The sequence below is a fragment of the Achromobacter pulmonis genome (assembly GCF_902859765.1).
Lineage (GTDB): Bacteria > Pseudomonadota > Gammaproteobacteria > Burkholderiales > Burkholderiaceae_B > Achromobacter > Achromobacter pulmonis.
The window spans coordinates 31536-57444 of sequence record NZ_CADIJV010000025.1 but is presented as its reverse complement, the minus strand read 5'-3'; the positions used below and the strand labels follow the sequence as shown (position 1 = coordinate 57444).

23 protein-coding genes are annotated in these 25909 nt (G+C 67.6%); 8 read left to right on the top strand and 15 right to left on the bottom strand.

The features are described from left to right. Positions 1-287: 287 nt before the first annotated feature. The gene (locus HV701_RS19525; RefSeq protein ID WP_175134671.1) at positions 288-1358 is read left to right on the top strand and encodes a porin; all 1071 of its coding nucleotides are present in this window, start codon (positions 288-290) and stop codon (positions 1356-1358) included. Between the two features lie 126 nt (positions 1359-1484). Here HV701_RS19525 and HV701_RS19520 read toward each other — a convergent pair whose 3' ends face one another. The 7 genes from HV701_RS19520 to HV701_RS19490 form a co-directional block, all read right to left on the bottom strand. Beyond that, a complete protein-coding gene (locus HV701_RS19520; RefSeq protein WP_175134670.1) occupies positions 1485-2291 on the bottom strand; it encodes a putative hydro-lyase in 807 nt (268 codons plus the stop codon). 55 nt (positions 2292-2346) lie between these two features. Next, positions 2347-3693, bottom strand: a complete 1347-nt coding sequence (locus HV701_RS19515) for an amidase (protein ID WP_175134669.1) — start codon at positions 3691-3693, stop codon at positions 2347-2349. 92 nt (positions 3694-3785) lie between these two features. After that, a complete protein-coding gene (locus HV701_RS19510) occupies positions 3786-4469 on the bottom strand; it encodes a DUF2848 domain-containing protein (protein ID WP_175134668.1) in 684 nt (227 codons plus the stop codon). A gap of 76 nt (positions 4470-4545) precedes the next feature. Beyond that, complete coding sequence (locus HV701_RS19505; RefSeq protein WP_175134667.1) at positions 4546-5829, bottom strand: TRAP transporter large permease; 1284 nt, start codon at positions 5827-5829, stop codon at positions 4546-4548. After that, a complete protein-coding gene (locus tag HV701_RS19500; RefSeq protein ID WP_175134666.1) occupies positions 5826-6446 on the bottom strand; it encodes a TRAP transporter small permease subunit in 621 nt (206 codons plus the stop codon). The genes HV701_RS19505 and HV701_RS19500 overlap by 4 nt, the downstream gene beginning before the upstream one ends. Positions 6447-6528: 82 nt before the next feature. Beyond that, positions 6529-7575: a TRAP transporter substrate-binding protein gene (locus tag HV701_RS19495; RefSeq protein ID WP_175134665.1), complete on the bottom strand. Its 1047-nt coding sequence runs from the start codon at positions 7573-7575 to the stop codon at positions 6529-6531. Positions 7576-7991: 416 nt separating this feature from the next. Next, positions 7992-8897: a LysR family transcriptional regulator gene (locus HV701_RS19490; RefSeq protein ID WP_175134664.1), complete on the bottom strand. Its 906-nt coding sequence runs from the start codon at positions 8895-8897 to the stop codon at positions 7992-7994. Between the two features lie 87 nt (positions 8898-8984). Between HV701_RS19490 and HV701_RS19485 the strand changes: the two genes are divergently transcribed. Next, the gene (locus HV701_RS19485; RefSeq protein ID WP_175134663.1) at positions 8985-9944 is read left to right on the top strand and encodes a DMT family transporter; all 960 of its coding nucleotides are present in this window, start codon (positions 8985-8987) and stop codon (positions 9942-9944) included. Between the two features lie 107 nt (positions 9945-10051). After that, positions 10052-11248, top strand: coding sequence for an enoyl-ACP reductase FabV (gene fabV / locus HV701_RS19480; protein ID WP_175134662.1), 1197 nt, complete (start codon positions 10052-10054; stop codon positions 11246-11248). Positions 11249-11369: 121 nt separating this feature from the next. Here the strand turns inward: fabV and HV701_RS19475 are convergent, their stop codons facing one another. Beyond that, positions 11370-12041 (bottom strand): ABC transporter ATP-binding protein, encoded by a 672-nt coding sequence (locus HV701_RS19475; protein WP_175134661.1) that lies wholly within the window; start codon positions 12039-12041, stop codon positions 11370-11372. Here HV701_RS19475 and HV701_RS19470 point away from each other — a divergent pair. Continuing rightward, a complete protein-coding gene (locus HV701_RS19470) occupies positions 12040-12702 on the top strand; it encodes an arylesterase (protein ID WP_175134660.1) in 663 nt (220 codons plus the stop codon). The two genes, HV701_RS19475 and HV701_RS19470, sit on opposite strands and share 2 nt — an antisense overlap. Positions 12703-12742: 40 nt before the next feature. Here HV701_RS19470 and HV701_RS19465 read toward each other — a convergent pair whose 3' ends face one another. After that, positions 12743-14710, bottom strand: a complete 1968-nt coding sequence (locus HV701_RS19465) for a SurA N-terminal domain-containing protein (protein ID WP_175134659.1) — start codon at positions 14708-14710, stop codon at positions 12743-12745. Between the two features lie 288 nt (positions 14711-14998). On the opposite strand from HV701_RS19465, the gene ugpQ reads away from it, so the two are divergent. Next, positions 14999-15748, top strand: a complete 750-nt coding sequence (gene ugpQ / locus HV701_RS19460; RefSeq protein ID WP_175134658.1) for a glycerophosphodiester phosphodiesterase — start codon at positions 14999-15001, stop codon at positions 15746-15748. Positions 15749-15760: 12 nt separating this feature from the next. After that, the gene (locus HV701_RS19455; protein ID WP_175134657.1) at positions 15761-16651 is read left to right on the top strand and encodes a 23S rRNA (adenine(2030)-N(6))-methyltransferase RlmJ; all 891 of its coding nucleotides are present in this window, start codon (positions 15761-15763) and stop codon (positions 16649-16651) included. A gap of 104 nt (positions 16652-16755) precedes the next feature. On the opposite strand, the gene HV701_RS19450 is transcribed toward HV701_RS19455, so the two are convergent. From HV701_RS19450 to HV701_RS19440, 3 genes are all read right to left on the bottom strand, one after another. Continuing rightward, positions 16756-18192, bottom strand: coding sequence for a dihydrolipoyl dehydrogenase (locus tag HV701_RS19450; RefSeq protein WP_175134656.1), 1437 nt, complete (start codon positions 18190-18192; stop codon positions 16756-16758). Positions 18193-18398: 206 nt separating this feature from the next. Next, positions 18399-19127 (bottom strand): glutathione peroxidase, encoded by a 729-nt coding sequence (locus HV701_RS19445; RefSeq protein WP_175134655.1) that lies wholly within the window; start codon positions 19125-19127, stop codon positions 18399-18401. Positions 19128-19295: 168 nt separating this feature from the next. Then, positions 19296-19496 (bottom strand): heavy-metal-associated domain-containing protein, encoded by a 201-nt coding sequence (locus HV701_RS19440; RefSeq protein ID WP_175134654.1) that lies wholly within the window; start codon positions 19494-19496, stop codon positions 19296-19298. Positions 19497-19659: 163 nt separating this feature from the next. Here HV701_RS19440 and HV701_RS19435 point away from each other — a divergent pair, with 163 nt between their 5' ends. After that, entirely contained in the window at positions 19660-21966 is a 2307-nt protein-coding gene (locus HV701_RS19435; protein WP_175134653.1) for a heavy metal translocating P-type ATPase, read from the top strand. Further along, the gene (gene cueR / locus HV701_RS19430; RefSeq protein ID WP_175134652.1) at positions 21963-22355 is read left to right on the top strand and encodes a Cu(I)-responsive transcriptional regulator; all 393 of its coding nucleotides are present in this window, start codon (positions 21963-21965) and stop codon (positions 22353-22355) included. Before HV701_RS19435 ends, cueR begins: the two co-directional genes overlap by 4 nt. Positions 22356-22432: 77 nt before the next feature. Here cueR and rlmD read toward each other — a convergent pair whose 3' ends face one another. The 3 genes from rlmD to HV701_RS19415 form a co-directional block, all read right to left on the bottom strand. Continuing rightward, a complete protein-coding gene (gene rlmD / locus HV701_RS19425) occupies positions 22433-23926 on the bottom strand; it encodes a 23S rRNA (uracil(1939)-C(5))-methyltransferase RlmD (protein ID WP_175134651.1) in 1494 nt (497 codons plus the stop codon). Between the two features lie 163 nt (positions 23927-24089). Next, complete coding sequence (locus tag HV701_RS19420) at positions 24090-24842, bottom strand: TorF family putative porin (RefSeq protein ID WP_175134650.1); 753 nt, start codon at positions 24840-24842, stop codon at positions 24090-24092. A 329-nt stretch (positions 24843-25171) separates the two neighbouring features. After that, positions 25172-25780 (bottom strand): DNA recombination RmuC family protein, encoded by a 609-nt coding sequence (locus tag HV701_RS19415; protein ID WP_175134649.1) that lies wholly within the window; start codon positions 25778-25780, stop codon positions 25172-25174. Between the last annotated feature and the right edge of the window lie 129 nt (positions 25781-25909).

Below are 25909 nucleotides of genomic sequence, written 5' to 3'. Positions count from 1 at the left end.
CCGCCACGGCGATCGCTTCAGGGCGGCCCCTTTTTTGCGGTTCTGTAAACCCAGGGAAAACACGAAAACGAGAACCCTCCACTCCCCGTCGTAACTTTTCTAGAATCGGCGAGGCATTTCATTGCGCACCAAGTTGGCGCATGGAATCCACCACTGGGCCTATGCTCCGGACCCGCGCCAACCCTGGCGTCGGTGCTGCGGCCCAGCGCCAGGCGAACCGCCCGGCGCATCCAGCCGGGCCACAAGTCCGGTTCACGCTAAAAACAGAAACATTAGGAGAAGCCTTCGTGAAACGCATTACCCTTACGCTTGCCGCTGCCGGCCTCGGCCTGGCCGCGGGCGCCGCCAGCGCCGAAACCAGCGTCACCCTGTACGGCATCGCCGATGTCAGCATGCGCTATGTCAACACCAGCTCGGGCTCGACCGGCGTGGACGGCAGCCGCATCTCGATGGAAAACGGCGCCATCTCCAACAGCCGCTGGGGTCTGCGCGGCTCGGAAGACCTGGGCGACGGCAACCGCGCCTTCTTCCGCTTGGAGCAAGGCTTCAACGTGCAGAATGGCCAATCGTCCAGCTCCGGCAAGACCTTCAACCGCCTGGCCTACGTCGGCCTGGATGGCGGCAGCATCGGCGCGCTGACCCTGGGCCTGCAGAACACGGTGATCCAGGACCTGATGGCGGACTACTTCGATCCGCTGACCGTCGGTAACTATGCCGAGAACTCCTGGCTGCCCGCCGCCATGGGCCGCGTGCGCAACGACAATACCGTCCGCTACTCGAACACGATCGGCGACCTGGCCGTGATCGCCTCGTGGGCCAATGGCGACAAGTGGTCGGATCGCAAGGCGGGCCAGCAGATGGGCATCAGCCTGCGCTACACCGTCGGCCAGCTCGGCTTGGGCGGCGCGTTCATGAAGACCTACGAGGGCAATAACTCGGATCTGCGCCAGCAAGTGTGGAACCTGAGCGCCTCGTACCAGTTCGACAGCGCCAAGATCTTCGCCGGCTACTTCAACGGCAAGGACCAGACCGGCTGGGTCAACATGATCATGGGCGGCACCACCAAAGCCCAGCTCGACCGCAAGGACAACGGCTACTTCGCCGGCGTGACCTGGCAGGCCACCCCGCGCTGGGCGATCACCGGCGCCGCCTACTACGACCAGAGCAAGAACATCGTGGAAGACGGCGACAAGGGCAAGCGCTACGCCCTGGTGGCCGTGGCCGAGTACGCGCTGTCCAAGCGCACCCAGGTGTACGGCACCGTGGACTACAACAAGGTCCGCGACGCCGCCACGGGCGAAATCGCCGGTCGCACCAGCCAGATCGGCGCCGGTGTGGGCATCCGCCACATTTTCTGAGTATGCCGCCGCGAACGGCCCGCACCGGGCCATCGCGCAAAAAACCCATCGCGCGCGATGGGTTTTTTTATCACTTGCGCGTGCCGGGGCTGTCCGTTTGCAGCGCCAGGGACGCGTCCCTGGCGCCTACATGACCGCCATGCGGCTGTTGACCAGATCCGTGACCAGCATGTGGCCAGGCGCGTGCGTGATGCAGAAATCGGGGCGCACGGCCGCCACCACTGACTGCGGCGTGACGCCGCAGGCCCAGAAGACCGGGATCTCGCCGGGCCGGATCTCCACCGGATCGCCATAGTCCGGCCGATCGATATCGGCGATGCCGATCAGCGCCGGATCGCCCAAGTGGACCGGCGCGCCATGCACCGACGGAAAACGCGATGTCACCTGGATGGCGCGGATGGCATCGGCGGCCTTCAAGGGGCGCATCGACACCACCAACGGACCGCCGAACACGCCAGCGGCCTGCGTTGCAATGTTGGTGCGGTACATCGGCACATTGCAGCCCTGCTCGATATGGCGCACCGGCAGCCCATTGTCCAGCATGGCTTCCTCGAACGAGAACGAGCAACCGATCAGGAACGACACCAGATCATCGCGCCAGAACGCGCGCACGTCGGTCGGCTCGGCCACCAGCTCGCCGTTCTGCCATATGCGATAGCGCGGGATATCGGTGCGGATGTCGATGTCCTGGCCCAGTTCGGGCAAGGCCGGATCGCCCGGCTCGGACATCGCCAGCAAGGGGCAAGGCTTGGGATTGCGCTGGCAGAAATGCAGGAAATCCGCCGCCAGCGCGCGCGGCAGGATCGCCAGGTTGGCCTGCACGTGGCCAGGCGCGAGATTGGCCGTGGGGCCGGTCAGCTTGCCGCTGCGCGCATCGAGCCGCGCCTGCCGCGCCAGCGCCACGCTGGCGCGCGCCACCGGATCGAAAACCATGTGAGTGTCCTTCTTCAAAAAAACGGGGCCCGCGCAACGCAGGCCCGCAACCGCGTCAAGCCGCCAGCAATTCCTCGACCGCCAGGCCGATGGCCAGGATGCGGCGGTCGGCACCATTGCTGCCCGCGATCATCAGGCCGACCGGCCCGGTGCCCGCGGCGTGGCATGGCAACGACAGCGCGCAGCCATCCAGGAAGTTGATCAGCGTCGGGTTGCGCAGGATCAGGCCGTTGGCGGCGTAGTAAGCCTCGTCAGAAGCCTCGAGGTCGGCCACCGCCGGCGCCACGATCGGCGTGGTCGGCATGATCAGGGCGTCGTAGCCGGCGATGCGGCGGTCCACCGCCGCCACCCAGGCTTCGCGTGCGTCCAGCAGGTCCAGGTAGTCGGCGGCGCTCATGTCCTTGCCGCGCAGGATGCGCGAGACCACTCGCGGATCGTAGCGCTTGCCGGCGCGGGCGATCAGGTCGCGATGCCAGGCCCAGGCCTCGGCGGCAGTGAAGCCGCCCTTGGCGTTGATGTTGGCCAGTTCGGCGAATTCCGGGATGGCGATCTCGTCGACCAGCGCGCCAGCTTCCTTCAGGCGCGCCACGGCGCGGGCGAAGGTCTCGGACACGTGCTTGTCCATGCCGTCCAGCGCCAGCGTCTTGGGCACCGCCAGGCGCAGGCCGCGCAGCGGCAGCGCCTCGGGCACCGGACCGCCCTCGCCCGACAGAATGGCATCGAGCTCGGCGCAGCAGCGCACACTGGCGGCAATCGGGCCAATGGAATCCAGATTGGCCGACAACGGCAGCACGCCTTCCATGGACACGCGCCAGGCGCTGGGCTTGAAGCCGGTCAGGCCGCACAGCGCGGCCGGAATGCGCACCGAACCGCCGGTGTCCGAGCCGATGGCGGCCACCGCCATGGCATCGGCCACCGATACCGCCGCGCCCGACGAAGAGCCGCCGGGAATGCGGCCGGTGGCGCGGTCCCAGGGATTCAGCGGCGTGCCGTAGTGGGGATTGATGCCCAGGCCGGAATAGGCGAATTCGGTCATGTTGGTGCGGCCGACGATCACCGCGCCGGCCGCGATCAGGCGCTGCACCACTTCGGCATTGGCGTCGGCCGCGGGCTCGCCTTCGCGCGCCACCGAACCGGCCATGGTGGTTTCGCCTTCGACGTCGAACAAATCCTTGATGCTGATGGGCAGGCCCTCGATGGCCGAGCGCACGATGCCGGCAGCGCGCAGGGTATCGGAGGCGCGCGCCTGCGCCAGCGCCGCATCGGCATACAACCGGGTGAAGGCGCGAGCGCCCTCGCCCGCCGGATCGGCAGCCCGCGCCAGCGCGGCTTCGGTCAGTTCAACGGAAGTAGTGCGGCCGTCGTTCAGAGCCGCGGTCAGGTCGTTCAGGGTCGGGTACATACGGTTCCAGGTGCCGCCGGGCGGCGCAAGAGAGGCATGAATGGGCGCGCCCTGCCCGGGCGCGCCGTGGCGATCAACCGATCCGCCGGCGGTCAGGCCACCACCGGCAGGACCTCGACATGATAACGGTGACGCAGGCTGCGCTGGCGGCGCGGATCGTACAGCTCCATGCTGAATTCCACCGACGGCCGGATGCCGCCAATGGCGCCCACCGTGCCGCAGGTCATGCCCGCGCCTTCGGGCAGCACCGCGGCGCCACCGGTATAGCCGGCGATCAGTTCCTGGGGCGTGCGCAGCGACGACAGCGGGCCTTCCTGATACAGCACTTCGATGCCGTTCTCGACGATATGCGAGCGGATCACCAGCTCGTCCCAGTAATCGGCCACATCGGCCAGGCGCCAGGCCGACGATGCCACCGGCTTGACGCAGACCTGCTTGGACATGGCCACGCTGACCGTCTCCAGCTTGCGGTCGGTGTGGTCCGAGGCGATGCTGACGTACATCTCGCCGCCGGCGGCAAACACGAAGGTCTCGATCTCGCCGGAGGAGTCACCGCCCACGGCCTGCACCCGCGCGGCCTGGGTCAACTGGTTGTCGGCAATGCGGTAGTACAGCGGCACGCTGCTGGGACGCGGCACGCCAATGGCGGCCAGTTCCTCGATATGGTGCTCGATGGCCGCGATATCGCGGCCGGCCCAACCAGCCACGATCAGGGTATTGAAATCCACCTCGATCTGGCGGGGGATATCGGCTTCGATCTGGAATACGGCTTTCATGAAAAAATCCTGCTGAGGAAAACGGGGAAATGGGCGCGGCCCCGGCCGCGCCCGCAACAACTGCGAACGCGGCGCGCTAGCCGAACACCCGCGGCAGCCACAAGGCCAGGTCGGGCCACCATGCCAGCAATGCGAGCATCAGGAACATGGCCAGCACGAACGGCAGGCTGCCGATGATCACGGCGCCCATCGAACCGCTCTTGCGCAGGCTCTGCACCACGAACAGGTTCAACCCGACCGGCGGCGTAATCAACGCGGCCTCGACCAGGATGATGATGACGATGCCCAGCCAGATCGGGTCGAAGCCCAGCGCGATCATGATGGGCGCGACGATGGGGATGGTCGTGATCATCATCGACAGCGTCTCCATGAAGCAGCCCAGCACCAGGTAGAACACCACCACGATCAGCAGCATCCAGCCGGGCGACAGGCCCAGTCCGGTGATGGACTGCGTCAGCGCATCGGTCAGGCCGGTGGCCGACATGATGAAGTTCAGGAAACTCGCGGCCACCACGATCAGCATGATCATCGCGGTCGAGCGCATCGTCCCTTCCATCGCCTCGCGCAGCATGGTCCAAGTCAGGCGGCGGAACCAGGCGGCCAGGATCAGCGCGCCCAGCACGCCCAGCGCGGCGGCCTCGGTCGGCGTGGCCAGGCCGGCGTAGATCGAGCCCACCACCAGCAGGAAGATGCCCATGGGCGGCGCCAGGTGCACCAGGCTGGCCAAGCGCTGGCCCCAGGTCGCCTGGATCTTCTTGCCGCCCCAGGAGGGTTTGACGACACATGCGATCACCACCATCAGCATGAACAGCGCCGCCATGGCGAAGCCGGGGATGATGCCGGCCAGATACAGCTTGGGCACCGACGAGTTGGTCAGCACGCCGTAGATCACCAGGTTGATCGACGGCGGGATCAGGATGCCAAGCGTGCCGCCGGCGGCCAGGCTGCCCAGGAACAGCGGTTCGTTGTAGCCGTACTTGCGGATCTGCGGAATCGCCACCGTGCCGACCGTGGCGGCGGTCGCCACGCTGGAGCCGGACGTGGCCGAGAACAGCGTCGAGGCGCCGATGTTGGCGTGCATCAGGCCGCCCGGCAGCCACGACAGCCACAGGCTCATGGCGCCGTACATGCGTTCGGCGAAACCGGCCCGCAGCAGCACCTCGCCCAGCATGATGAACAAGGGAATGGCCACCAGCAGGAATTCGTTGTTGGTGCTCCAGGATATCTCGCCGATCGCGCGCGACAGCGGCAGCATCGAGAACATCGGGTCCAGGATCAAGCCCAGCACGCCAAGGGCGGCGCCCACCGGAATCGACAGGCCGATCAGGACCAGCAGGAGCGTCAGGGCGGTGGCGATCATGTTGCGGCTCCCTTGACCATGCGTTCACCCGAGGCGGCTTCCTCTTCGGCCTCTTCCTGCGCCGAGCGCACGCCGCAGATTTCCTTGATCAGCGCGATGTCGCCCGTCACCAGGGCGGCCGAGGCGCGCGCCAGCATCAAGGCCACGGTGATGCACATCCAGGCCAGGCCCAGCAGCCACAGGCCCTGCGGGATCCACAGCGGCGTGGCCAGCGGCGTATTCGCCGTGGACTTCTGCGCCCACGACATTTGCACCACTTCAAAGGCGTAGTAGGTCACGAACACCATGAAGACCGCCAGGGCCACCATGGAAAGCCAGTCGAGCACGGCCGAAACGCGCACCGGCAGTTTCTGGTAGAGCACATCCACCCGCACATTGGCGCGCTGCAAGGTGGCGAATGCCAGCGCCCACGAGGTGCTGATGGCGAAGGCATAGCTGGACAGCTCGTCCGCGCCGCCGGTATTGAAGCCCAGGAACTTGCGCGCCAGCACGTCGAAGGAAATGAGCAGCACGCTGGCGATGGTCAGCGCGCCGCCCGCCCACACCGCCACGCGCGAAAACGTCTCAGCGCGCCGCAGCAACCCGCCCAGCAGGCGGAAGTGTTCGGATCGGGTCATTGGGAAAACCTCTGGGGCCGGCATCGCGGCCCGGATGATGATTCGCGGGCGCGCCGCCGCGAACGGCGGCGCGCCGACACGCTTACTTGCTGGCGGTCACGCCCAGCGTCTTGCCGATCGTGGCGTTGAAGTCCTTCACGCACTGCGCCGAGCAACGCGCGGCCCATTTGGGCAGCACGGCTTCCTGCGTCACCTTCTTGAGCAGGTCGCGGTCGGCCTGCGAAGGCTGCACCAGCACCATCTTGCCCTTGACCGGGAACGGGCACGCCGCCGCGCCGGTATTGCAGTCATAGCCTTCCTGGGTCTGGCGCGCCGCGGCGTCCCAGATGTTGTCGACCAGCGTCTTGATGTTGGCCTGCAGGAAGGTGCGCACGCTGGGGTCGAGCTTGTCCCAGGCCTTCTGGTTGACGGCATGGATCTGCTGGTTCCAGTTGATCGGCAGCGCCACCAGGTGGGTCGACACTTCGTACCACTTGGCCGAATAGCCCGACAGCGAACCGGTAATGGCGCAATCGACCACCTTGTTCTGCAGCGCCGGCACCACTTCGCCGAACGCCATGGTGACGCTGGAGCCGCCGAGCGCCTCGACGAACTCGGCGGTGGTACGGCTGCTGGTGCGGACCTTCTTGCCCTTGATATCGGCCAGGCCCTTGATGTCGGCGTTGCAGAACAGCACCTGCGCCGGATACGTGGAGATCCCCAGCAGCTTGACGTTGCTGCCTTCGCCGTAGAGACGGGCGTAGACCGGCTCGAACGCGTTGGTCACTTCGCGCGCCGTCTTCACGTCCGGCGCCAGGCCGGCCAGGTCGATGGCTTCATTGATCGGGTTGTCGCTGGCGAAGTACGACAGCGTGGCGGTACCGAACTCGACCACGCCAGTGGACATCAGACGCAGCAGTTCCGGCCCCTTCAGGCCCATTTCGTTGAAACCCTTGATGTCCGCGGTGACCTGCCCCTTGGACAGTTCCGGGATGGTCTTGGTCCAGAACGGCTTTTCGTAATCGTTGTAGGCAGTCAGGTTGGACAGGCCGCCGACCACCTTCAGGTGGGTCTTGGGCAGGTCCTGGGCCTGCGCGGCACCGGCCAACAGGCTGGCGGCAACGGCGGCGAGAGCGAGCGACTTCTTCATGGTCAAAACTCCAGGCTGGCGGGATGGTCTGGCACGCGCGGGTCCCCGTTACCCCTTTGAGCGCGTGGGTAGAAATCGAAACGTCAGAGGAGCGGAAATTTTCCCCCGGGGCCTGTCGAACCAGGCGATCTTCTTGATGTGCCGCCATTGCAGCCCCAGGGCCGCCCAGCGTCCAATCGTATGTTGCGATATGGGGGTATAAATTTTTCTTTGGTCTGGCCGCGGCGCGCCGGCCCGGGCATCGTAGATCCAGCAACCATGCGGGCTGGCGCGCAGGCGGACGGTCCCGCACCCGGTCCGGGCGGCATCGCCGCCAGACCGCCCGCCGCGGCCTTGCTCGGGAAAACACCTAGACGCCAAGCCTGCTCTGAAACGCCATTCGGCCCGCCGGAGCGCGCAGGCCGGCGATGGCGCGACTACGGCGGCACGCCATCGCTGGCCTGCGCCGCGACCTTCTGCGCCATCTGCGCGATCAGGCGCGCCGCATGGCTGTCGGGCCCCTGGACCCAGGTCGCCGTGAAGCTCAGTTCGGGCAACGGATCGGCGTCGACCCGCAGGATGCGCAACTCGCCGCGCGCCAGTTCCTTGCCCAGGAACACCGGCGCGATCACGCTGGTACCGATGCAATCCTGCGTCATCCGCACCACCATCGACATCGAAGCGCTGCCATACATGCGGGGCGATCCCACCCCGGCCCGCGTCAGCATGTCGCGCACCACGCGGTACGGCGCGCTGTTGGAGGGATAGGTAATGATCGGCAGGCGGCCGATGCGTTCGAGTGTCAGCGGTTCGGGCCCGAGTTCCAACAGGGGGCTGGCGACCCAGGCCAGCGGATAGGCGCATAGCGGCAGGTTCTCGACCCGGGCCTCGAGCACCGGCCCCATCAGGAAGGCCAGGTCGATCTGTCGTGACATCAGGTGCGAACGCAGCACGTGGGTGGTGTCCACCTCGATCTCCAGCACCAGCGCCGGATACGAGGCATGCACCAGTTCGATCAGCGCGGGCAGCCAGGTCTGCACGATGGTCTCGGCCACGCCGATGCGCACCGTGCCGGTCATGACGTTCTGTTCGCGCGCGGCCTCGAACATGTCGCGCCGCACCTGCAGCATGCGTTCGGCGTGCGAAAGCAGCTCATGGCCCTTGGCGGTGAGCTTGACGCCACGGGCATCGCGCTCGAACAGGCGCACGCCCAGATCGGCCTCGAGCGAGGCGATGCGCTGCGACACAGCCGGCTGCGTCGTGTTCAGTTTGTCAGAAGCCGCGCGGAAACTGCCCAGCGTGGCGACCCAGAAAAATGTTTCGATGTTGCGTAGTTCGATCATGAACCGTTCCCTCTGCCTCGATGAGCGTATCATGTCAGCCGCCCCCGGGGCCCTGCCCGGGTTTGATCCCGCACAAGGAGTCTGTCCATGCCCCCGGCCGATACGGGTCGCCCGCGCCCAGGCGCGCCCGCCACCAGCGGCCCCCTCGTGGGGATCCTGCTGCTGGTGCTGTCGATGTGGACGCTGTCATGCCTGGACGCCAGTGGCAAGTGGGTCATGAATGCCGGGGTGCCGCTGCTGGTGCTGTCCTGGTTCCGCTACGCGGTGCATCTGGTGCTGGTGCTGGCCCTGGTGCTGCCCACGCGCGGAATCGGCATCCTGCGCAGCAGGAAGCCGCGCGAACAGCTGCTGCGCGGCGGCTCGATGTTCCTGGCCACGCTGATGTTCTTCACCACGCTCAGCTATATCCCCCAGGCCGAGGCCACCGCCATCAACTTCCTGGCGCCGTTGCTGGTGCTGTCGCTGGCGCCTTGGATCCTCAAGGAACCGGCCCGGATGTCGCGTTTCGTCGCCGCGGGCATCGCCTTCATCGGCGTCATCATCGTCATCCGCCCGGGCGGCGGGCTGCACCCGGTCGGCACCATTTTCGGCCTGCTGACCGCCTGTTGTTTCGCGGCTCAATTCATCGCCACGCGCCGCGTGGCCGGCGATGACCCGTTCACCTCTCTCATCTGGAGCGGCGCGGTGGGCACCGGCTGCCTGACGCTGGCCCTGCCCTTCATCCTGCCGCCCGCGCTGCCGGTGCTGCAGTCGCTGACGCCATTGGACTGGACCCTGCTGATTTCCACCGGCCTCACCGGCGGCCTGGGGCACCTGTTCCAGATCGCCGCCTACCGCCGCGCGCCGGCTTCCACGCTGGCGCCATTCATCTATCTGCAGATCATCAGCGCCAGCACGGTCGGCTGGCTGGTCTGGGGGCATTTCCCCGATCCCCTGACCTGGCTCGGCATCGCCATCATCTGCGCCAGCGGCATCGGCATCGGCCTGGTCGAATGGCGCCGCGGCCGCGCCCTGGCGGCCGCCGCCGCGGTAGCCCAGGCGCGCTGAAGCTTGGCCGCCCGGCGCCGGGCGGCCTGCGCGCCAGCCTCCCGTACAATGCCCGGCGCCGCCCGCCCATGCGGGCGGTCTCCCGCCATTCCCGGAACGAGGGCTCCATGATCATCAAACCCCGCGTGCGCGGCTTCATCTGCGTGACCACCCATCCCGCCGGCTGCGACGCCAACGTCAGGAACCAGATCGACTACGTCCGCGCCCGGGGCCCGCTCGCCGGCGGCCCCAAGCGCGTGCTGGTGATCGGCGCTTCCACCGGCTATGGCCTGGCCGCCCGGATCAGCGCCGCATTCGGCTGCGGCGCCCAGACCCTGGGCATCTTCTTCGAACGCCCCGGCGATGCCGCCAAGGCCGGCACTCCCGGCTGGTACAACAGCGCCGCCTTCGACAAATACGCCAGCGCCGAGGGCCTGTACGCCAAGAGCATCAACGGCGACGCCTTTTCCGACGCGGTCAAGGCGCAAGCCATCGCCGCCATCCGCCAGGACCTGGGCCAGGTCGACCAGGTGATCTACAGCCTGGCCGCGCCGCGCCGCACCCATCCGGTCAGCGGCGCGGTTTTCAACTCGACCCTCAAGCCGGTCGGCCAGGCGGTCACCCTGCGCGGCCTGGACACCGACAAGGAAGTGATCAAGGAATCGGTGCTGGAACCCGCCACCCAGGAAGAAATCGACGCCACGGTGGCGGTCATGGGCGGCGAGGACTGGCAGATGTGGATCGACGCCCTGCTCGAGGCCGGCGTGCTGGCCCCGGGCGCCACCACCACGGCCTTCACCTACCTGGGCGAGAAGATCACTCACGACATCTACTGGAACGGCTCGATCGGCGCCGCCAAGAAGGATCTGGACCAGAAGGTGCTGGACATCCGCGCCAAGCTCGCCGCCCAGGGCGGCGATGCGCGCGTCTCCGTGCTCAAGGCGGTCGTGACCCAGGCCAGCTCGGCGATCCCGATGATGCCGCTGTACCTGTCGCTGCTGTTCAAGGTCATGAAGGAACAAGGCACGCACGAGGGCTGTATCGAGCAGGTCTACGGCCTGTACCGCGACAGCCTGTGCGGATCGGCGCCCATCCTGGATGGCGAGGGCCGCCTGCGCGCCGACTACCCGGAACTGGACCCGTCCGTGCAGGCGCGGGTACAGGCCTTGTGGCACCAGGTGACCGACGCCAACCTCTATGCGCTGACCGACTTCGCCGGCTACAAGCAGGAATTCCTGCGCCTGTTCGGGTTCGAGATCGACGGCGTCGACTACGACGCCGACGTCGATCCGGACGTGAAGATCCCCGGCCTGATCAGCGCCTGAGGCGGGATCGCGGCGGCCCGCGCCGCGTGAACCGCGGGGCCCGCGCAATGCAAAACGCCACCCTAGGGTGGCGTTCCCGTGCCGGCCCAAGCCGCGCGGACGTGGGCACGGCGTCACCGTGCTACGAGGCCATGCGCCCCGCCGCCAGCACCACCTGGCGGCCGCAGCGCGCCGCCAGTTGCGGATCGTGCGTCACCAACACCAGCGTGGTGCCGTGCTCGCGGTGCAGGTCGAACATCAGGTCGATCACCGTCACGCCAGTGGCGGCATCCAGGCTGCCGGTGGGCTCATCGGCGAACAACAGGTCCGGCCGCACCACGAAGGCGCGCGCCAGCGACACGCGCTGCTGCTCGCCCCCCGACAGGGTGCGCGGATAGTGGTGCAGCCGCGCACCCAGGCCGACGCGTTCGAGCATCGCCTGGGCCGCCTCGCGCGCCGGCTGGCCGGCCAGTTCCAGCGGCAGCATGACGTTTTCCAGCGCCGTCAGGTTCGGCAGTAGCTGGAACGACTGGAACACGAACCCCACATGGTTGGCCCGCAGGCGCGCACGGCCGTCCTCGTCCAGCGCGAACAGGTCCTGGCCCGCCAGGCGCACACTGCCCGCGCTGGGAACATCCAGCCCCGCCAGCAGTCCCAACAACGTGGACTTGCCCGAGCCGGAGCTGCCGGTGATGGCCACCGCGCTGCCGGCCGCCACCGTAAAATCGATGTCTTCCAGGATAGACAGCGTCCCGCCGGCATCGGCCACCCGCTTGCCCAGCCCTTTCACCTCGATCGAATTCTTGCTATCCATGCGCCTGATTCCCCTGATTCCCCGTTTGCTACTGATACCCGCGCTCGCGGCGGCCGGCCTGATGGCACCCGCCCACGCTCAGACCACCGCCACGGCCCAGGGTTCCGCGCAGCCGCGTACCGTGCTGGTGGTGGGCGACAGCCTGGCCGCCGAATACGGCATCAAGCGCGGCACCGGCTGGGTGCCGCTGCTGGCCGAGCGGCTTACCGAACAATACCCGAAGTACAAGGTGGTCAACGCCAGCATCAGCGGCGATACCACCAGCGGCGGCGTGGCGCGCCTGCCGGCGCTGCTGCGCCAGCACATGCCCGCGGTAGTGCTGCTGGAACTGGGTTCGAACGATGCCTTGCGCGGCCTGCCGCTGACCATGACGGAACAGAACCTGCGCACCATGGCGCAGGCGGCCCGCAAGGCCGACGCCGAGGTGGTCATCGTCGGCATGCAGATCCCGCCCAACTACGGCCGCGACTACACCCAGCGTTTCGCCCAGGTATTTCCCACCGTCGCCAAAGACGAAAACGCCCGGCTCGTGCCCTTCCTGATGGAAGGTATCGCAACGAACCGGGCGATGTTCCAGGCCGACGGCATCCATCCCAACGAGGATGCCCAGGCCCGCTTGCTGGACAATGTCTGGCCGGTGCTGCGGCCACTGCTGCGCTGACGCGCGGGCCTGGCCGGCCCGCGCGGCACGAACTGGCCGATCAGCCGGCCGCCTGCTGCTCGGCATCGCCGCGGATGACCTCGGCGGCCCCCGGCAGCACTTGAACCTTGTATTGCTCGCGCAGCATGCGCACCATTGCGTCGCTTTCGGCCTGGCCCCAGGCGCCAGCCAGTTGCTGCGCCAGGCGTTCCTTGTCTTCAGCCTCGACCTTGCCGGGCTCGATCTTCTCCAGCCGCACCAAGGTGTAATCGGCGCCCGACTGCACCCCGGCATAAGCCGGCAGCTTGCCGGCCGGCAGGCGCATCACGGCATCCAGCACCGGGCGCGGCAGGTTCTTGGGATCCTGGCGCGACACCAACAGCGGATCGCCGAAACCTTCCGGCGCCGCGGCCGGATTGGCCTGGTCGGCCGCCAGCGCGGCCTCGCCCGCTTTCTTGGCCGCCGCGGCCGAGCGCTCGTCCAGCAGCTTGGCGCGGATCGACTCGCTGACCTTGGCCAGCGCCGGCACATGGGCCGGCTCGACCGCGGCCACGCGCACCGCCAGCATGGTGTCGGGCGACAGCTCGATCACGCCGGAATTCTGTTTTTCGCGCAACACGTCGGGCGAAAACAGCACTTGGCGCACCCGCGGATTGTCCAGCAGCGCGGCGTCGGGGCTGCTCGCGGCGGCGCCCGGACCGGCCTCATTGGCCGGCAGCAGGCCTTCGCGCGTCACGCCCGATGCGGTGCGCAGCTTCAGGCCCACCGCATCGGCGGCCGGCTGCAGGCTGTCACGCTGGTCGTAGACCTGCTTGTTCAACTGGCTGGCCATTTCCGAGAAATGGACAGCGGCCAACTGCTTGCGGACTTCGGCGGTCAGTTGCTCCTTGACGTCGGCCAGCGGCTTGATCGAGGCCGGCTGGATCTCGGTGACCTCGACCACGTGGAAACCCGCCGGGCTTTCGACCACGCCCGACACCTGGTCCTTGGACAGGCTGAAAATGGCCTTTTCCAGCGGACCGGACAGCATGCCCGGCGCCAGCCAGCCCAGGTCGCCGCCCTTGGCGGCCGAACCGGCGTCCTGCGAGTTCTTGCGAGCCAGCTCGGCGAACTGCGCCGGATTGGCGGCGGCCTGCCTGGCCAGGTCTTCCGCCTTGGCGCGCGCGGCCTTGCGGGCCTCTTCCGAGGCGCTCGCGGGCACTTCGATCAAGATGTGGCTGGCGCGGCGGCGCTCGGGCTGGCCGAAGCGGTTCTTGTTCTGTGCGTAATAAGCGGCCAGGTCTTCGTCCTTGACCTGCACCCCTTCGGTGGCGGCGGCTTCGTTCAGCACCAGGTACTGCACCTGCACCTGTTCGGGGATCTGCAATTGCTGCTTGTTGGCGTCGTACCAGGCCTGGATGTCGGCCGGCGTGACGGTCACCTGCGAACGGAAATCGGCGGCCGCGAAGCGGCGCAACTGCACCGTGCGCTGCTGCGTCAGGGCGGTTTCCAGCCAGGCCACCACCTCGGCCGGCGCGCGGGCCGACTGGCCGACCGGCTCGAGCACGCGGGCCACGGCCAGATCGCGGCGCAGGCCGGCCTCGAACGAGGTCGGCGACATGCCCTGGGCAGCCAGCACCTGGCGATAACGTTCAGGCGAGAAGCGGCCGTTGTCCTGCACTTCCGGAATGGCGGCGATGGTGTTGCGCAGCGTGGCGTCGGACACCGAGAAACGGTTGTCGACCGCCACGTTCGCCAACAGGCGCTGGTTGATCAGCTGGTTCAGCAGCGCTTCGCGCAGCTGCGGCGTGTCGATCACGGCCGGGTCGAACTGCGCGCCCAGACGCTGGCGGTACTGTTCCAGCTGATTGCGGTGCGCCTGGTCGAATTCCGCGCGGGAAATCGGCTGGCCGGCGACCGTCGCCAATTCCGGCTCCTTGCGCATGAAGCTCTCATAGCCCTGGATCCCGACGAGGAAGAAGGACGGCACAATCAGAAGCAGCAGGATCAGCTGCATCCAGCGCCGGTGGCTGCGAATAAATTCGAACATGGAATCCCTGTTGCCGCACTCGGACGGAGACTTCCGCCCGGGCCGCACGAAAACGCATAAAAAAAGGCGAATCTGATTCGCCCTATTCCCATACCGGTCAAACCGGGTCAGCGGGCGGATTTTAGCATTTCTCATTCGTCCCGCAGCGTCTGCTTACATCGGCCCGGCCGGTCCCCGCCGCCGCGCCGAAAGAACCCGCGCGCGCCCGCCAAGCGCCACAGGGAAAGAACCCTCAGAACAGAGTATCCTTCCACCCTATCCCAAAGAACCCCAAAAGCATCAAAAGAAATGTCCGCATCCCTCCCCTCCTGGCCCTATTCCCGCCACATCGCCCACCGCGGCGGCGGCCGCCTGGCCCCGGAGAACACGCTTGCCGCCATGCGCGTCGGCGCCGAACACGGCTTCACGATGTTCGAATACGACGTCAAGCTCAGCCGCGACAACGTCCTGGTCCTGATGCATGACGACGACGTCGACCGCACCTCCAACGGCCACGGCCCCGCCGCCGCCAAGACCTTCAGCGAACTGGCGCAACTGGACTTCGGCAGTTGGCACTCCGCCGCCTACGTCGGCGAGCCGCTGCCCACCTTCGCCGCCGTGGCCCGTTACACCGTCGCCAACGGCATCGCCAGCAACGTCGAGATCAAGCCCTGCCCCGGCCGCGAGGCCGAGACCGGCACCGCCGTCGCCCTGGCCGCCCGCGCGCTCTGGCAAGGCGCCGCCGTCGCGCCGCTGCTGTCCTCCTTCGCCGAGGAAGCCCTGCAGGCCGCCAAGGACGCCGCGCCCGAGCTGCCGCGCGCCCTGCTGGTCGAAAAGGTGCCGGCCGACTGGCTCGACCGCCTGGTCAAGTACGACTGCGTCGCCCTGAATATCAACCAGAAGGACGCCACGCGCGAACTGATCGATGCCGTGCACGCCGCCGGCTATCGCATCGCCGCCTGGACCGTCAACGCCCCCGAGCGCGCGCGTCTGCTGCTCGACTGGGGCATCGACGGCATCTTCACCGACGAACTGGCCGCCATCCGGCCGGCCGCCTGAGGCCCCCGCCCCGTGTTCAGCTATCGCCACGCCTTCCACGCCGGCAACCACGCCGACGTGCTCAAGCACGCCATCCTGGTCCACACCCTGGACTACTTCAACCGCAAGGACGCGCCCTACTGGGTCATCGACACCCATGCCGGCGCCGGCCTCTACAGCCTGGACAGCGACTGGGCCGCCAAGACCTCGGAATTCGCCGACGGCATCGGCCGCCTGTGGGAACGCGACGACCTGCCGCCGCTGCTGGCCGACTACGTCGCCCGCATTCGCGCCTTCAACACCAACGGCCGCCTCAAGCGCTATCCCGGCTCGCCCTGGCTGGCGCTGGACGCGCTGCGTCCGTCCGACCGCCTGCGCCTGTTCGAGATGCACCCGACCGAGATCGACACCCTGGTCGGCAATCTCGAACACATGGACCGCGCCGCCCAGCGCCAGACCACCATCTACGGCGACGACGGCTTCGAGGGTGTCAAGGCCCTGCTGCCGCCGCCGACGCGCCGCGGCATGGTGCTGATCGACCCGTCCTATGAAGACAAGAACGACTACCGCCGCACGCTGATCACCGTCAAGGAATGCGTCAAGCGCTTCGCCACCGGCACCATCGCCGTCTGGTATCCGCTGGTGCAGCGGCGCGAGGCCAGCGAAATGGCGCGCCACTTCGAGAACCTGAAGGTCAAGAGCTGGCTGCACGCCACCCTCACGGTCAAGAAGGCCACCATCGACGGCTACGGCCTGCACGGCAGCGGCATGTTCCTGATCAACCCGCCCTGGACGCTGCATGACGCCCTCAAGCAGGCCATGCCCTACCTGGCGCGTGAACTGGGTCAGGACGAGCGCGCCGGCTTCACGCTGCAATTCCGCGAGAATCCCTTCCCCGCGCCCAAGAAGCAGTCGGACGACTGATACCGGCCGCGTTGACATCGCGGCCGGGCTCGCGAGCGCCGCGGCAAGCAAAAGGGCTGCCTCACACCGGGGCAGCCCTTTTTGCATTCAATCACCACCGGCGCTCAGGCCTCGGCGTCCTCCGCCTCCACCTGGCGCAGCGCCTCCTGCGCCCGCGCCAGCTTGGCGGCGGCGTCGCGCAGCGCGGTGCGCAGGCCTTCTTCGATGACTGGATGGTAGAACGGCATTTCCAGCATGCGCGCCACGGTCAGTTCCTGCTGCACGGCCCAGGCCAGCAGGTGGCCGATGTGCTCGGCGCTGGGGCCGACCATTTCCGCACCCAGGAAGCGGCCGCTGGCAATGTCGGCGTACACGTGCAGCAGGCCGCGGTTCTTCAGCATCACCCGCGAGCGGCCCTGGTCGCCGAAATCGACCTCGCCCGTCACGAAGGTGCCCGGCGTCAGGCGGGCGTGGCCCTGCCCCGCCAGCGCGATCTGCGGGTCCGAGAACACCACCGCCAACGGCGTGCGGCGCAGGCCCTGGCGCACTTCCGGATAGCGCGCCGCGTTCTCGCCGGCGATGCGGCCTTCGTCGGCCGCCTCGTGCAGCAGCGGCGCGTCGGCGTTGGCATCGCCAGCGATGAAGATGACCGACTCGCCCGCCTGCATGGTGTCGCGGTCGAACAGCGGCACACCCTGCGCGTTCCGTTGCAGCGAGGTGTTCTCCAGGCCCAGGCCGTCCACATTGGGACGGCGCCCGGTAGCCACCAGCGCGTAATCGAAACGCTCGGTGCGTTCGCTGTTATCCAGCGCCACGTAGCGCACCTCGACCTCGTCGCCGACGCGCTGGGTTTCCAGCACGCGCGCATCCGGGTCCAGGTAGAACTCCCGCTGGAAGATCTTGCGGGCGCTATGGCGCACCTGCGGATCGCTGATGCCGCCCAGGCTGCCGCTGACGCCGAACACGCGCACCTGCACGCCCAGCCGCGCCAGCGCCTGGCCCAATTCCAGCCCGATCACGCCGGGGCCGAACACCGCCACGCGCCGCGGCAGGTCATCCCAGGCGAACACGTCGTCATTGATCACCAGGCGGTCGCCCAGCGCCCGGAACGGCGGCGGCACCGAGGGCCGCGAACCGGTGGCGATGACCACGCGCGACGCGTGGATCTCGGTATGGTCGTCGACCCGCAGCACGGTATCCGACTCGAAGCGGGCATAGCCGCGGATCTTGTCTTCGGCCGGGATGTTCTCCACGCCCTCGAGCACAAAGCCGACGAAACGGTCGCGCTCGCGCTTGACGCGGTCCATCACTTCTTCGCCATTGACGGTGACCTCGCCTTCGACGTGCACGCCGAACGGCGCGGTGTGTGCCGCCTGGTGCGCGGCTTCGGCGGCCGCGATCAGCAGCTTGGACGGCATGCAGCCGACCCGGGCGCAGGTGGTGCCGTAAGGACCGCCCTCGATCAGCAGCGCGCGCTTGCCGGCGGCCTTGGCGGCACGATAGGCGGCCAGGCCGGCGGTGCCGGCGCCGAGGATGGCGATATCGGTGTGCAGAGTCTTCATCAGTGGGGTCCCCCGGGGTGTAGCGTGGCGCAGATATTGTCAAAGGCGGTTCCGCCTTGTTGCGCACCCTCGGGACGAAAGCCGTCCCGCGGCGCCCGGTCGGGGCCGCGCGAAGATGCGGAACAAGGGAAACCGGTGCGCCGGACCGCGTCCTGTCGGCGCGGCCACGGCGAGGGAAAGAGGCGCGGCCCCTTTCCCGGCCGGCATCAGGCGAAGTGCGCCTTCAGGTCGTCCAGGCCGCCGATCAGCGAGCCGTTGATGAACACCTGCGGAGCGGTGCCCTTGCCGGACACGGCGCCGATCACGCGGCCGCGCACCTTGTTCTCCAGCGGAATCTCGATCGGGGCGTAGCCCTTGTCTTCGAGCAGCGCCTTGGCTTCCACGCAGAACGGGCAACCGGGCTTGGAGAACACCACCACCTGGTCGGGCTTCTTGGCCGTCGGAGCGACGTGAGCCAGCATGGTGTCGGCGTCCGACACTTCAAACGGGTCGCCTTCCTTTTCGGGCTCGATGAACATCTTCTGCACCACGCCGTCCTTGACCAGCATGGAGTAGCGCCAGCTGCGCTTGCCGAAGCCCAGGTCGCTCTTGTCGACCAGCATGCCCATGCCTTCGGTGAATTCGCCGTTGCCGTCGGGCAGCAGCGTGATGTTGGACGATTCCTGGTCCTTGGCCCATTCGTTCATGACGAAAGTGTCGTTGACCGACACGCAGACAATGCTGTCGACACCGACGGCGGCGAAGGCCGGGGCCAGTTCGTTGTAGCGCGGCAGATGGGTCGACGAGCAGGTCGGCGTGAAAGCGCCGGGAAGCGAAAAGACCACGACCGTCTTGTTCTTGAACAGGTCGTCGGTCGTGACCTTCTTCCAGGTGTTGCCCTCGCGAACGGGGAACGTTACGGTGGGAACACGTTGGCCTTCACGGTTTTGCAGCATGCAATCTCTCCTTGGGGTAGCGGGGTCTGATCAACCACCATGGAAAGAATGATAAATCCCAGCTATCAATTAATCAAATTTAATTAACTTAATTGATTAATAGTTTTTAGCAATATCACGTGAGCGGCCGCGAGACGCTATCTATCATACGCTCGCGGCGGCCGCCCCTCACACGCGTTGCGGCTCGTAGCCGGCATCGCGGATCGCGGCCTCGACCTTGTCGGCCTGGTCGGTGCCGCTGACGGTGACGCGATGCGTGGGCAGGTCCACCGCCACGCTGGCGCCCGGCGCCGCCGCCGTCACCGCGCCGGTGATGGTCTTGACACAATGGCCGCAGGTCATGTCGGGCACGTTGAATTCGATGCTCATGGTGTTTCTCCGAGTGAATCAAGGATGGTCGCGCCGCCTCCGGTGCGATCTGGTACCCAGCTTAAACCTTCCTATCATAGGAAGGTCAAGCGTAGAATAATCCTTGACCTTCCCACGATGGGAAGGTCGACACTGAGGTCTTCTTACCTCAACCGAGACTGCCATGAGCGCTGCCAACCCTTCCGTCGAGCTTGAACTTGCCATCGAAGGCATGACTTGCGCGTCCTGCGTGAAGCGCGTGGAAAAGGCCCTCACCCGCGTGCCGGGAGTGGCCCAGGCCCAGGTAAACCTGGCCACCGAACGCGCCCTGGTGTCCTACGACCCGGCCGCGGCACAGCCCGGCGCGCTGGTCGAGGCGGTCGTCAAAATGGGCTACGAGGCCCGCCCCATCGCAGCCCAGGACGATCACGCCGAGCGCCAGTCCGAAGCGCGTGACGCCGAGGCGCAGCGCCTGCGTCAGGCTTTCATCGCCGCGCTGGTGCTGACGCTGCCGGTGTTCGCGCTGGAGATGGGCTCGCACCTGGTTCCCGCCATGCATCACTGGGTCATGACGTCCCTTGGCCAGCAGAACAGCTGGCTGCTGCAATTCGCGCTGACCACCGCCGTGCTGGCCTGGCCCGGCCGCCACTTTTTCACCAAGGGCCTGACCGCGCTGTGGCGCCGCGCGCCGGAAATGAACTCGCTGGTGGCGCTGGGCGCTGGCGCCGCCTGGAGCTACTCGGTGGTGGCGACCTTCGCGCCCGGCTGGCTGCCGGAGGCGGCCCGCAACGTCTACTATGAAGCCGCCGCCGTCATCGTCACGCTGATCCTGCTGGGCCGCACGCTGGAAGCGCGCGCCAAGGGCAAGACCGGCGCCGCCATCAAGCGCCTGATCGGCCTGCAGCCACGCACCGCGCGCGTGCTGCGCGATGGCCAGCCCCAGGACATCGCCATCGAGCTGGTGCGCAAGGGCGACATCGTCATGGTGCGCCCGGGCGAGAAGATCCCGCTGGACGGCGAGATCATCGAAGGCAGCTCGTACGTCGACGAATCGATGCTGACCGGCGAACCCGTGCCGGTCGAAAAGCAGCCGGGCATGCAGGCCACGGGCGGCACGCTCAATACTTCGGGCAGCTTCACGCTGCGCATCACCCACACCGGCGCCGACACCATGCTGGCCCGCATCATCCGCATGGTCGAAGCGGCCCAGGGCGCGCGCCTGCCGATCCAGACCCTGGTGGACCAGGTCACCGCCTGGTTCGTGCCGGCGGTGATGGGCATGGCGCTGCTGACCTTCCTGGCCTGGTTCTTCCTGGGCCCGTCGCCGGCGCTGTCGCACGCATTGGTCAACGCGGTGGCGGTGCTGATCATCGCCTGCCCGTGCGCCATGGGCCTGGCCACGCCCACCTCGATCATGGTCGGCACCGGCCGCGCCGCCGACATGGGCGTGCTGTTCCGCCAGGGGGATGCCTTGCAGACGCTGCGCGACGTGCAGGTGGTGGCATTCGACAAGACCGGCACGTTGACGCTGGGCAAGCCCACCCTGACCGATCTGCAAGCGGCCGCCGGCTTCGATGACCGCGACGTGCTGCAATGGGTCGCCGCGGTGCAGGCGCGTTCGGAACATCCGATCGCGCTGGCGATCGTGGCGGCCGCCGCCGAACGCAAGATCGAACTGCCGCCGGTCGAAGGCTTCGCCGCCATCACCGGCGCCGGGGTCGAGGCCAGCGTGGCCGGCAAGCACGTGCTGGCCGGCGCCGATCGCCTCATGGCCGAACGTGGCGTGGACGTCAGCGCCTTCGGCCAGCGCGCCGAGCAATGGGGCAACGAGGGCAAGACACCCATCTACGTCGCCATTGACGGCCAGGCCGCCGCCATGATGGCCGTGACCGACCCGGTCAAGCCGTCCGCGGCGGACGCCATCGCGGCGCTGCACGCGCAAGGCCTGAAGATCGCCATGATCACCGGCGACAACCGCCACACGGCGCAGGCCGTGGCGCGGCAACTGGGCATCGACGAAGTGCGCGCCGAGGTCCTGCCCGACGGCAAGGTCGAGGCCATCGCCGCGCTGCGCGCCGACGGCCGCAAGCTGGCCTTCGTGGGCGACGGCATCAACGACGCGCCGGCGCTGGCGGCCGCCGATACCGGCATCGCCATCGGCACCGGCACCGATGTCGCCATCGAGGCCGCATCCGTGGTGCTCATGGCCGACGACCTGCACGGCGTGCCCAACGCCATCGCGCTCAGCCGCGCCACGCTGGCCAATATCCGCCAGAACCTGTTCTGGGCCTTCGCCTACAACGCCGCGCTGATCCCGCTGGCGGCGGGCGCGCTGTACCCGGCCTACGGCCTGTCCCTGTCGCCGATCTTCGCGGCCGGCGCCATGGCCCTGTCCAGCGTCTTCGTGCTGGGCAATGCGCTGCGCCTGAAGACCTTCCGTCCGCCGCGCGCCGCGCGCCCAGGCGCCGCCTCTCTGGGAGACCACGCATGAACATCGGACAGGCCGCGCAGGAATCCGGCATCTCGGCCAAGATGATCCGCTACTACGAGAGCATCGGCCTGATCGGCCCGGCGCTGCGCAAGGACTCGGGCTATCGCGTCTACAGCGAGAACGACCTGCACACGCTGCGTTTCGTGCGGCGCGCGCGCGACCTGGGATTTTCGGTGGAGCAGATGAACGAGCTGCTGGCGCTGTGGCGCGACCGCAGCCGCGCCAGCGCCGACGTCAAGCGCATCGCGCTCGAACACGTGGCCGAACTGGAACGCAAGGCCTGTGCCCTGCGCGACATGGCGGCCACGCTCAAGCACCTGGCACACCATTGCCACGGCGACGACCGGCCCGATTGCCCCATCCTGGAAAACCTGGGGCGCGCCCCGTAAGCAAAAGGGCAAGCCAGCTGGCTTGCCCTTCGTGCATGGGGCCGGGGGTATGCCGACCGCAAGTCTCACGCCTGGCGTTACGCCGACGCTTCGCCTTCGGCCGCGACACGGGCGTGATAGGCGTCGGTCGCCGCCTGCTTGGCCGCGGCCTTCTCGGCGGCCGCGGCCGCCTTTTCCGCTTCCGCCGCCAGGGCCTCGGCGGCCTGCTGCAAGGCGCGCTGGCGGGCGCGCTCCTGCACTTCGCGCACGCCCTCGGCGTCCAGCGATTCGAATACCGCGATCGACTCCACGTGCCCGGTGTGCGGGAACATGTTGATGACCCCGGCGCTCTTGAGCAGGTAGCCACCCTCGTGCACCATGATGGCCGCGTCGCGCGCCAGCGTGGCGGGATTACAGGATACGTAGACGATGCGACGCGGGCGCTCCTGGACCGTCAGTTGCGACAGCGCCTGCGCCACCGCCTGCGCGCCTTCGCGCGGCGGGTCGATCAGCATGCGGTCGAAAAAGCCCAGGCCGCGCAGCCATTCGACGTCGACCTCGAACAGGTTGAGCGTGGCGAAGCTCGTGCGCTCGCCCAGCCCGTGGCGCGCGGCGGCCTCGTGGGCGCGGTCGGTCAGGGCCTTGCTGCCCTCCACGCCCACGGCCTCGCGTCCCTGGGTGGCCAGCGGCAGCGTGAAGTTGCCCAGGCCGCAGAACAGGTCGGCAACGCGGTCGGTCGGCTGCACTTCCAGCAGCGTGAGCGCGCGCGACACCATCGCGCGGTTGATGGCGTGGTTGACCTGGGTGAAGTCGGTCGGCCGGTACGGCATGCGCAGGCCGAACTCGGGCATGGTGTAGGTCAGCGCATCGCGGTGCTCGGACACCAGCGGGTGCACCGTGTCCGGGCCCTTGGGCTGCAGCCACCATTGCACGTCGTGCTTGTCGGCAAAGGCGCGCAGCACGGCGATGTCGTGGTCGGTCAGCGGCAGCAGGTGACGCAGCACCAGTGCCGTGACGCCCTCGCCCAGGGCCACTTCCACCTGCGGCAGGCGATCGGGCGCCGACATCGACGCGATCATGGCGCGCAGCGGCATCAGCAGGTCGCTGACGTGGCGCGGCAGCACATGGCATTCGCGCATGTCGGCCACGTAGCTGCTCTTGCGCTCGTGAAAACCCACCAGCACCCCGCCCTTTTTCGGCACCACGCGCACCGACAGGCGGGCACGGTAGCGGTAACCCCAGGTCGGGCCGTGCAGCGGCGCCAGGATGCGCGCCGGGCGCAGCTTGCCGACATGCCAGAAGGTGTCTTCCAGCGCGCGCTGCTTGATCGCCACCTGCGTGGTGGGTTCGAGATGCTGCATGGCGCAGCCGCCACAGACGCCGAAATGCGGACAGCGCGGCACCACGCGCTGCGACGACGGACGCAGCACCTGATCCACCCGCGCGATTTCATAGGACGGCTTGCGGCGCACGGTCGTGGTGGTGACCCGCTCGCCCGGCAGGGCGCCTTCCACGAACACGACCTTGCCATCGCGGCGGGCAATGCCCCGGGCTTCCAGGTCCAGGGATTCGATACTCAAAACGTCAGACATCTCACGCAGTCCAGAAAATTCACGCAACCCGGCATTGTATGAGGATTCGGCGGCGCCCCGCCTGCGCCAAAAAAAGGGGGACTTGCCGGAGACGGCCCGCCGGGCAGTCTCCATCAAGCCCCCCAAAAGCCGGCGCCGGTCAGGACGCCGCCACGGATGGGTATCAGAACGAACGCGATACGGAGAACACCGCCCCCAGGCGCCCCGAGGGATGGCCGTACTTGGTCGGCAGCCAGTTGTCCTTGGTGGCGCCGACCGCCGCCAGGCCCAGCACCCAGCCCTTCAGGTCCTTGGTCACGCCGAGCTTGTAATCGACGTAGTGGCTGATGGAATCGCCGTTCATGTTGACCTGGTTCTTGAGCTTCTGGTAGCCGACGTGGCCCACCAGGCCCCAGCCATCGCCCAGGTCGAAATTGGCGGTGCCGTCCAGGTACCAGGTGCCCTTGCTGTCGGGCGTGCTGAAGAAATCGCTGGGCGTGTACGAATACTTGAGGGTGTAGTTGCCGTAGGTCGCGCCCAGGTACAGGTCGGTGTTGTTGTAGTTGCCGCCCTTGGGCGAGCTGGAGCCCGGATAGTAGTAGTGCAGCACGCCGGCGTCGAGCGAGAACCCGCCGCCCACGTCGCCCTTCCAGCCGCCATAGAAGTCCATTTCCAGATTGCCGTCGGTGAAGACGAAGTTGGACACATTCGAGTTCCAGTTGCCCAGGTAGAAGCCGGAACTGTGGGTCAGATCGAAGCCCAACTGGGCGGCCGGACGGAAGTCGGTCTGCGAGTAGCCGCGGAAACGGTAGTCGCTGACGATCGTGGCATTGCCGCTGAGCGAAAAACCGCCGCCCAGGTCAGTGGGTTCGGCCTGTGCCGTTGCAACGAAACAAGCGGCGAGCACGGCGGGCAAGGCTAGCAACGTCTTCTTCATGGTGCGTGTCCTGATCGGATTTAACGAGGAGGAGGAAGGCCGGGGGCGCATCCGTCAGGCCGGTCTTGCAACGGCAGGTAACCGGCTCACCGTCTTTGAAGCAATGTCCGTGCCAGGTTTCATTCACGTGTCAGCGCGCTGGCGATGCCCTGGCGCCACGCCCTTTGCGCACCATCGCGGTGCGCCACGCCGCGCCGGCAGGCAGGCGGTGCTTCAATATGGGGCCTGGCGCGCCATGGCGGCCCCCGACGCACAAAAGAAAGCCCCGGCCCGCGGGTATGCGGAACGGGGCTGGACGGCCCGCCGCCGGGCGGCGGCAGGACGGCAGGTCAGTTGGCGGCGGGCGGCGCGGGCGGCGGCGGCACCGCGCCGGGTGCATTACCCGGCCCCCTGCCATGACGGCCTTCCATCTTGGCGTGGCGGTCCTGCATCTTGGCCTGGCGCTCCTTCAGCATCTGGGTCAGCTGGGTGCGCTGGGCGTCGTTCATGCTGTCCCACACCGCCAGCCATTGGTCGCGCACCTGCTTGGCCTGGGCGCTGAACTGGTCACGCGATTTGTCGGATTGTTCAAGCAGCGCGCGCGGGTCCAGCTTGCCGCTGTCCAGTTGCGCCTTGAGCAGGTCGTGACGCTGGCCGCCGGCGGCACGCATGGCTTCATGCAGGCCGCGCTGGCCGTCCTGCGCGGTCTTGACCAGGGCCTGCTGCTTCTGATCCAGCTTGAGCTGATCGAGTTGCGCCTTGGACACCGGGCCCAGCCCCGGGATCCACAGGCCATCGCGCATGCCCTTGTGGAAACCGCCACCACGTTGGCCTTGGTGCATGGCGGCCGGGCCGCCGTCGGCGGGCGCCGCCGCCATGACGGGACCTGCCAGCAGACCGCCGGTGGCGGCGACCATGGCCAGGGCGGCCAGGTTGGTGCGGAGTGCGAATCGGGACATGTAGGTCTCCTGAAAGTGAAGAAAGCGAGGCCATTGTGCGATTTGCCCGGTTTCATTCAGGTTTCGCCCCCGCAAGCTATGTTTCAGTCGATTGCGCCCTCTGCCGGCATGACAACGGGGCCCGCAGGC

What these genes read in the sequence shown, in the direction of transcription:
- HV701_RS19440 (WP_175134654.1), bottom strand. Translation starts at nt 19,496, where the DNA reads ATGAGCATCGAATTCAACGTGCCCGACATGACCTGCGGCCATTGTGTC.
- cueR (WP_175134652.1), top strand. Translation starts at nt 21,963, where the DNA reads ATGAACATCGGACAGGCCGCGCAGGAATCCGGCATCTCGGCCAAGATG.
- HV701_RS19450 (WP_175134656.1), bottom strand. Translation starts at nt 18,192, where the DNA reads ATGAAGACTCTGCACACCGATATCGCCATCCTCGGCGCCGGCACCGCC.
- ugpQ (WP_175134658.1), top strand. Translation starts at nt 14,999, where the DNA reads ATGTCCGCATCCCTCCCCTCCTGGCCCTATTCCCGCCACATCGCCCAC.
- HV701_RS19520 (WP_175134670.1), bottom strand. Translation starts at nt 2,291, where the DNA reads ATGGTTTTCGATCCGGTGGCGCGCGCCAGCGTGGCGCTGGCGCGGCAG.
- HV701_RS19515 (WP_175134669.1), bottom strand. Translation starts at nt 3,693, where the DNA reads ATGTACCCGACCCTGAACGACCTGACCGCGGCTCTGAACGACGGCCGC.
- HV701_RS19420 (WP_175134650.1), bottom strand. Translation starts at nt 24,842, where the DNA reads ATGAAGAAGACGTTGCTAGCCTTGCCCGCCGTGCTCGCCGCTTGTTTC.
- HV701_RS19475 (WP_175134661.1), bottom strand. Translation starts at nt 12,041, where the DNA reads ATGGATAGCAAGAATTCGATCGAGGTGAAAGGGCTGGGCAAGCGGGTG.
- HV701_RS19465 (WP_175134659.1), bottom strand. Translation starts at nt 14,710, where the DNA reads ATGTTCGAATTTATTCGCAGCCACCGGCGCTGGATGCAGCTGATCCTG.
- HV701_RS19470 (WP_175134660.1), top strand. Translation starts at nt 12,040, where the DNA reads ATGCGCCTGATTCCCCTGATTCCCCGTTTGCTACTGATACCCGCGCTC.
- HV701_RS19445 (WP_175134655.1), bottom strand. Translation starts at nt 19,127, where the DNA reads ATGCTGCAAAACCGTGAAGGCCAACGTGTTCCCACCGTAACGTTCCCC.
- HV701_RS19505 (WP_175134667.1), bottom strand. Translation starts at nt 5,829, where the DNA reads ATGATCGCCACCGCCCTGACGCTCCTGCTGGTCCTGATCGGCCTGTCG.
- HV701_RS19435 (WP_175134653.1), top strand. Translation starts at nt 19,660, where the DNA reads ATGAGCGCTGCCAACCCTTCCGTCGAGCTTGAACTTGCCATCGAAGGC.
- HV701_RS19495 (WP_175134665.1), bottom strand. Translation starts at nt 7,575, where the DNA reads ATGAAGAAGTCGCTCGCTCTCGCCGCCGTTGCCGCCAGCCTGTTGGCC.
- rlmD (WP_175134651.1), bottom strand. Translation starts at nt 23,926, where the DNA reads ATGTCTGACGTTTTGAGTATCGAATCCCTGGACCTGGAAGCCCGGGGC.
- HV701_RS19510 (WP_175134668.1), bottom strand. Translation starts at nt 4,469, where the DNA reads ATGAAAGCCGTATTCCAGATCGAAGCCGATATCCCCCGCCAGATCGAG.
- HV701_RS19415 (WP_175134649.1), bottom strand. Translation starts at nt 25,780, where the DNA reads ATGTCCCGATTCGCACTCCGCACCAACCTGGCCGCCCTGGCCATGGTC.
- fabV (WP_175134662.1), top strand. Translation starts at nt 10,052, where the DNA reads ATGATCATCAAACCCCGCGTGCGCGGCTTCATCTGCGTGACCACCCAT.
- HV701_RS19485 (WP_175134663.1), top strand. Translation starts at nt 8,985, where the DNA reads ATGCCCCCGGCCGATACGGGTCGCCCGCGCCCAGGCGCGCCCGCCACC.
- HV701_RS19490 (WP_175134664.1), bottom strand. Translation starts at nt 8,897, where the DNA reads ATGATCGAACTACGCAACATCGAAACATTTTTCTGGGTCGCCACGCTG.
- HV701_RS19500 (WP_175134666.1), bottom strand. Translation starts at nt 6,446, where the DNA reads ATGACCCGATCCGAACACTTCCGCCTGCTGGGCGGGTTGCTGCGGCGC.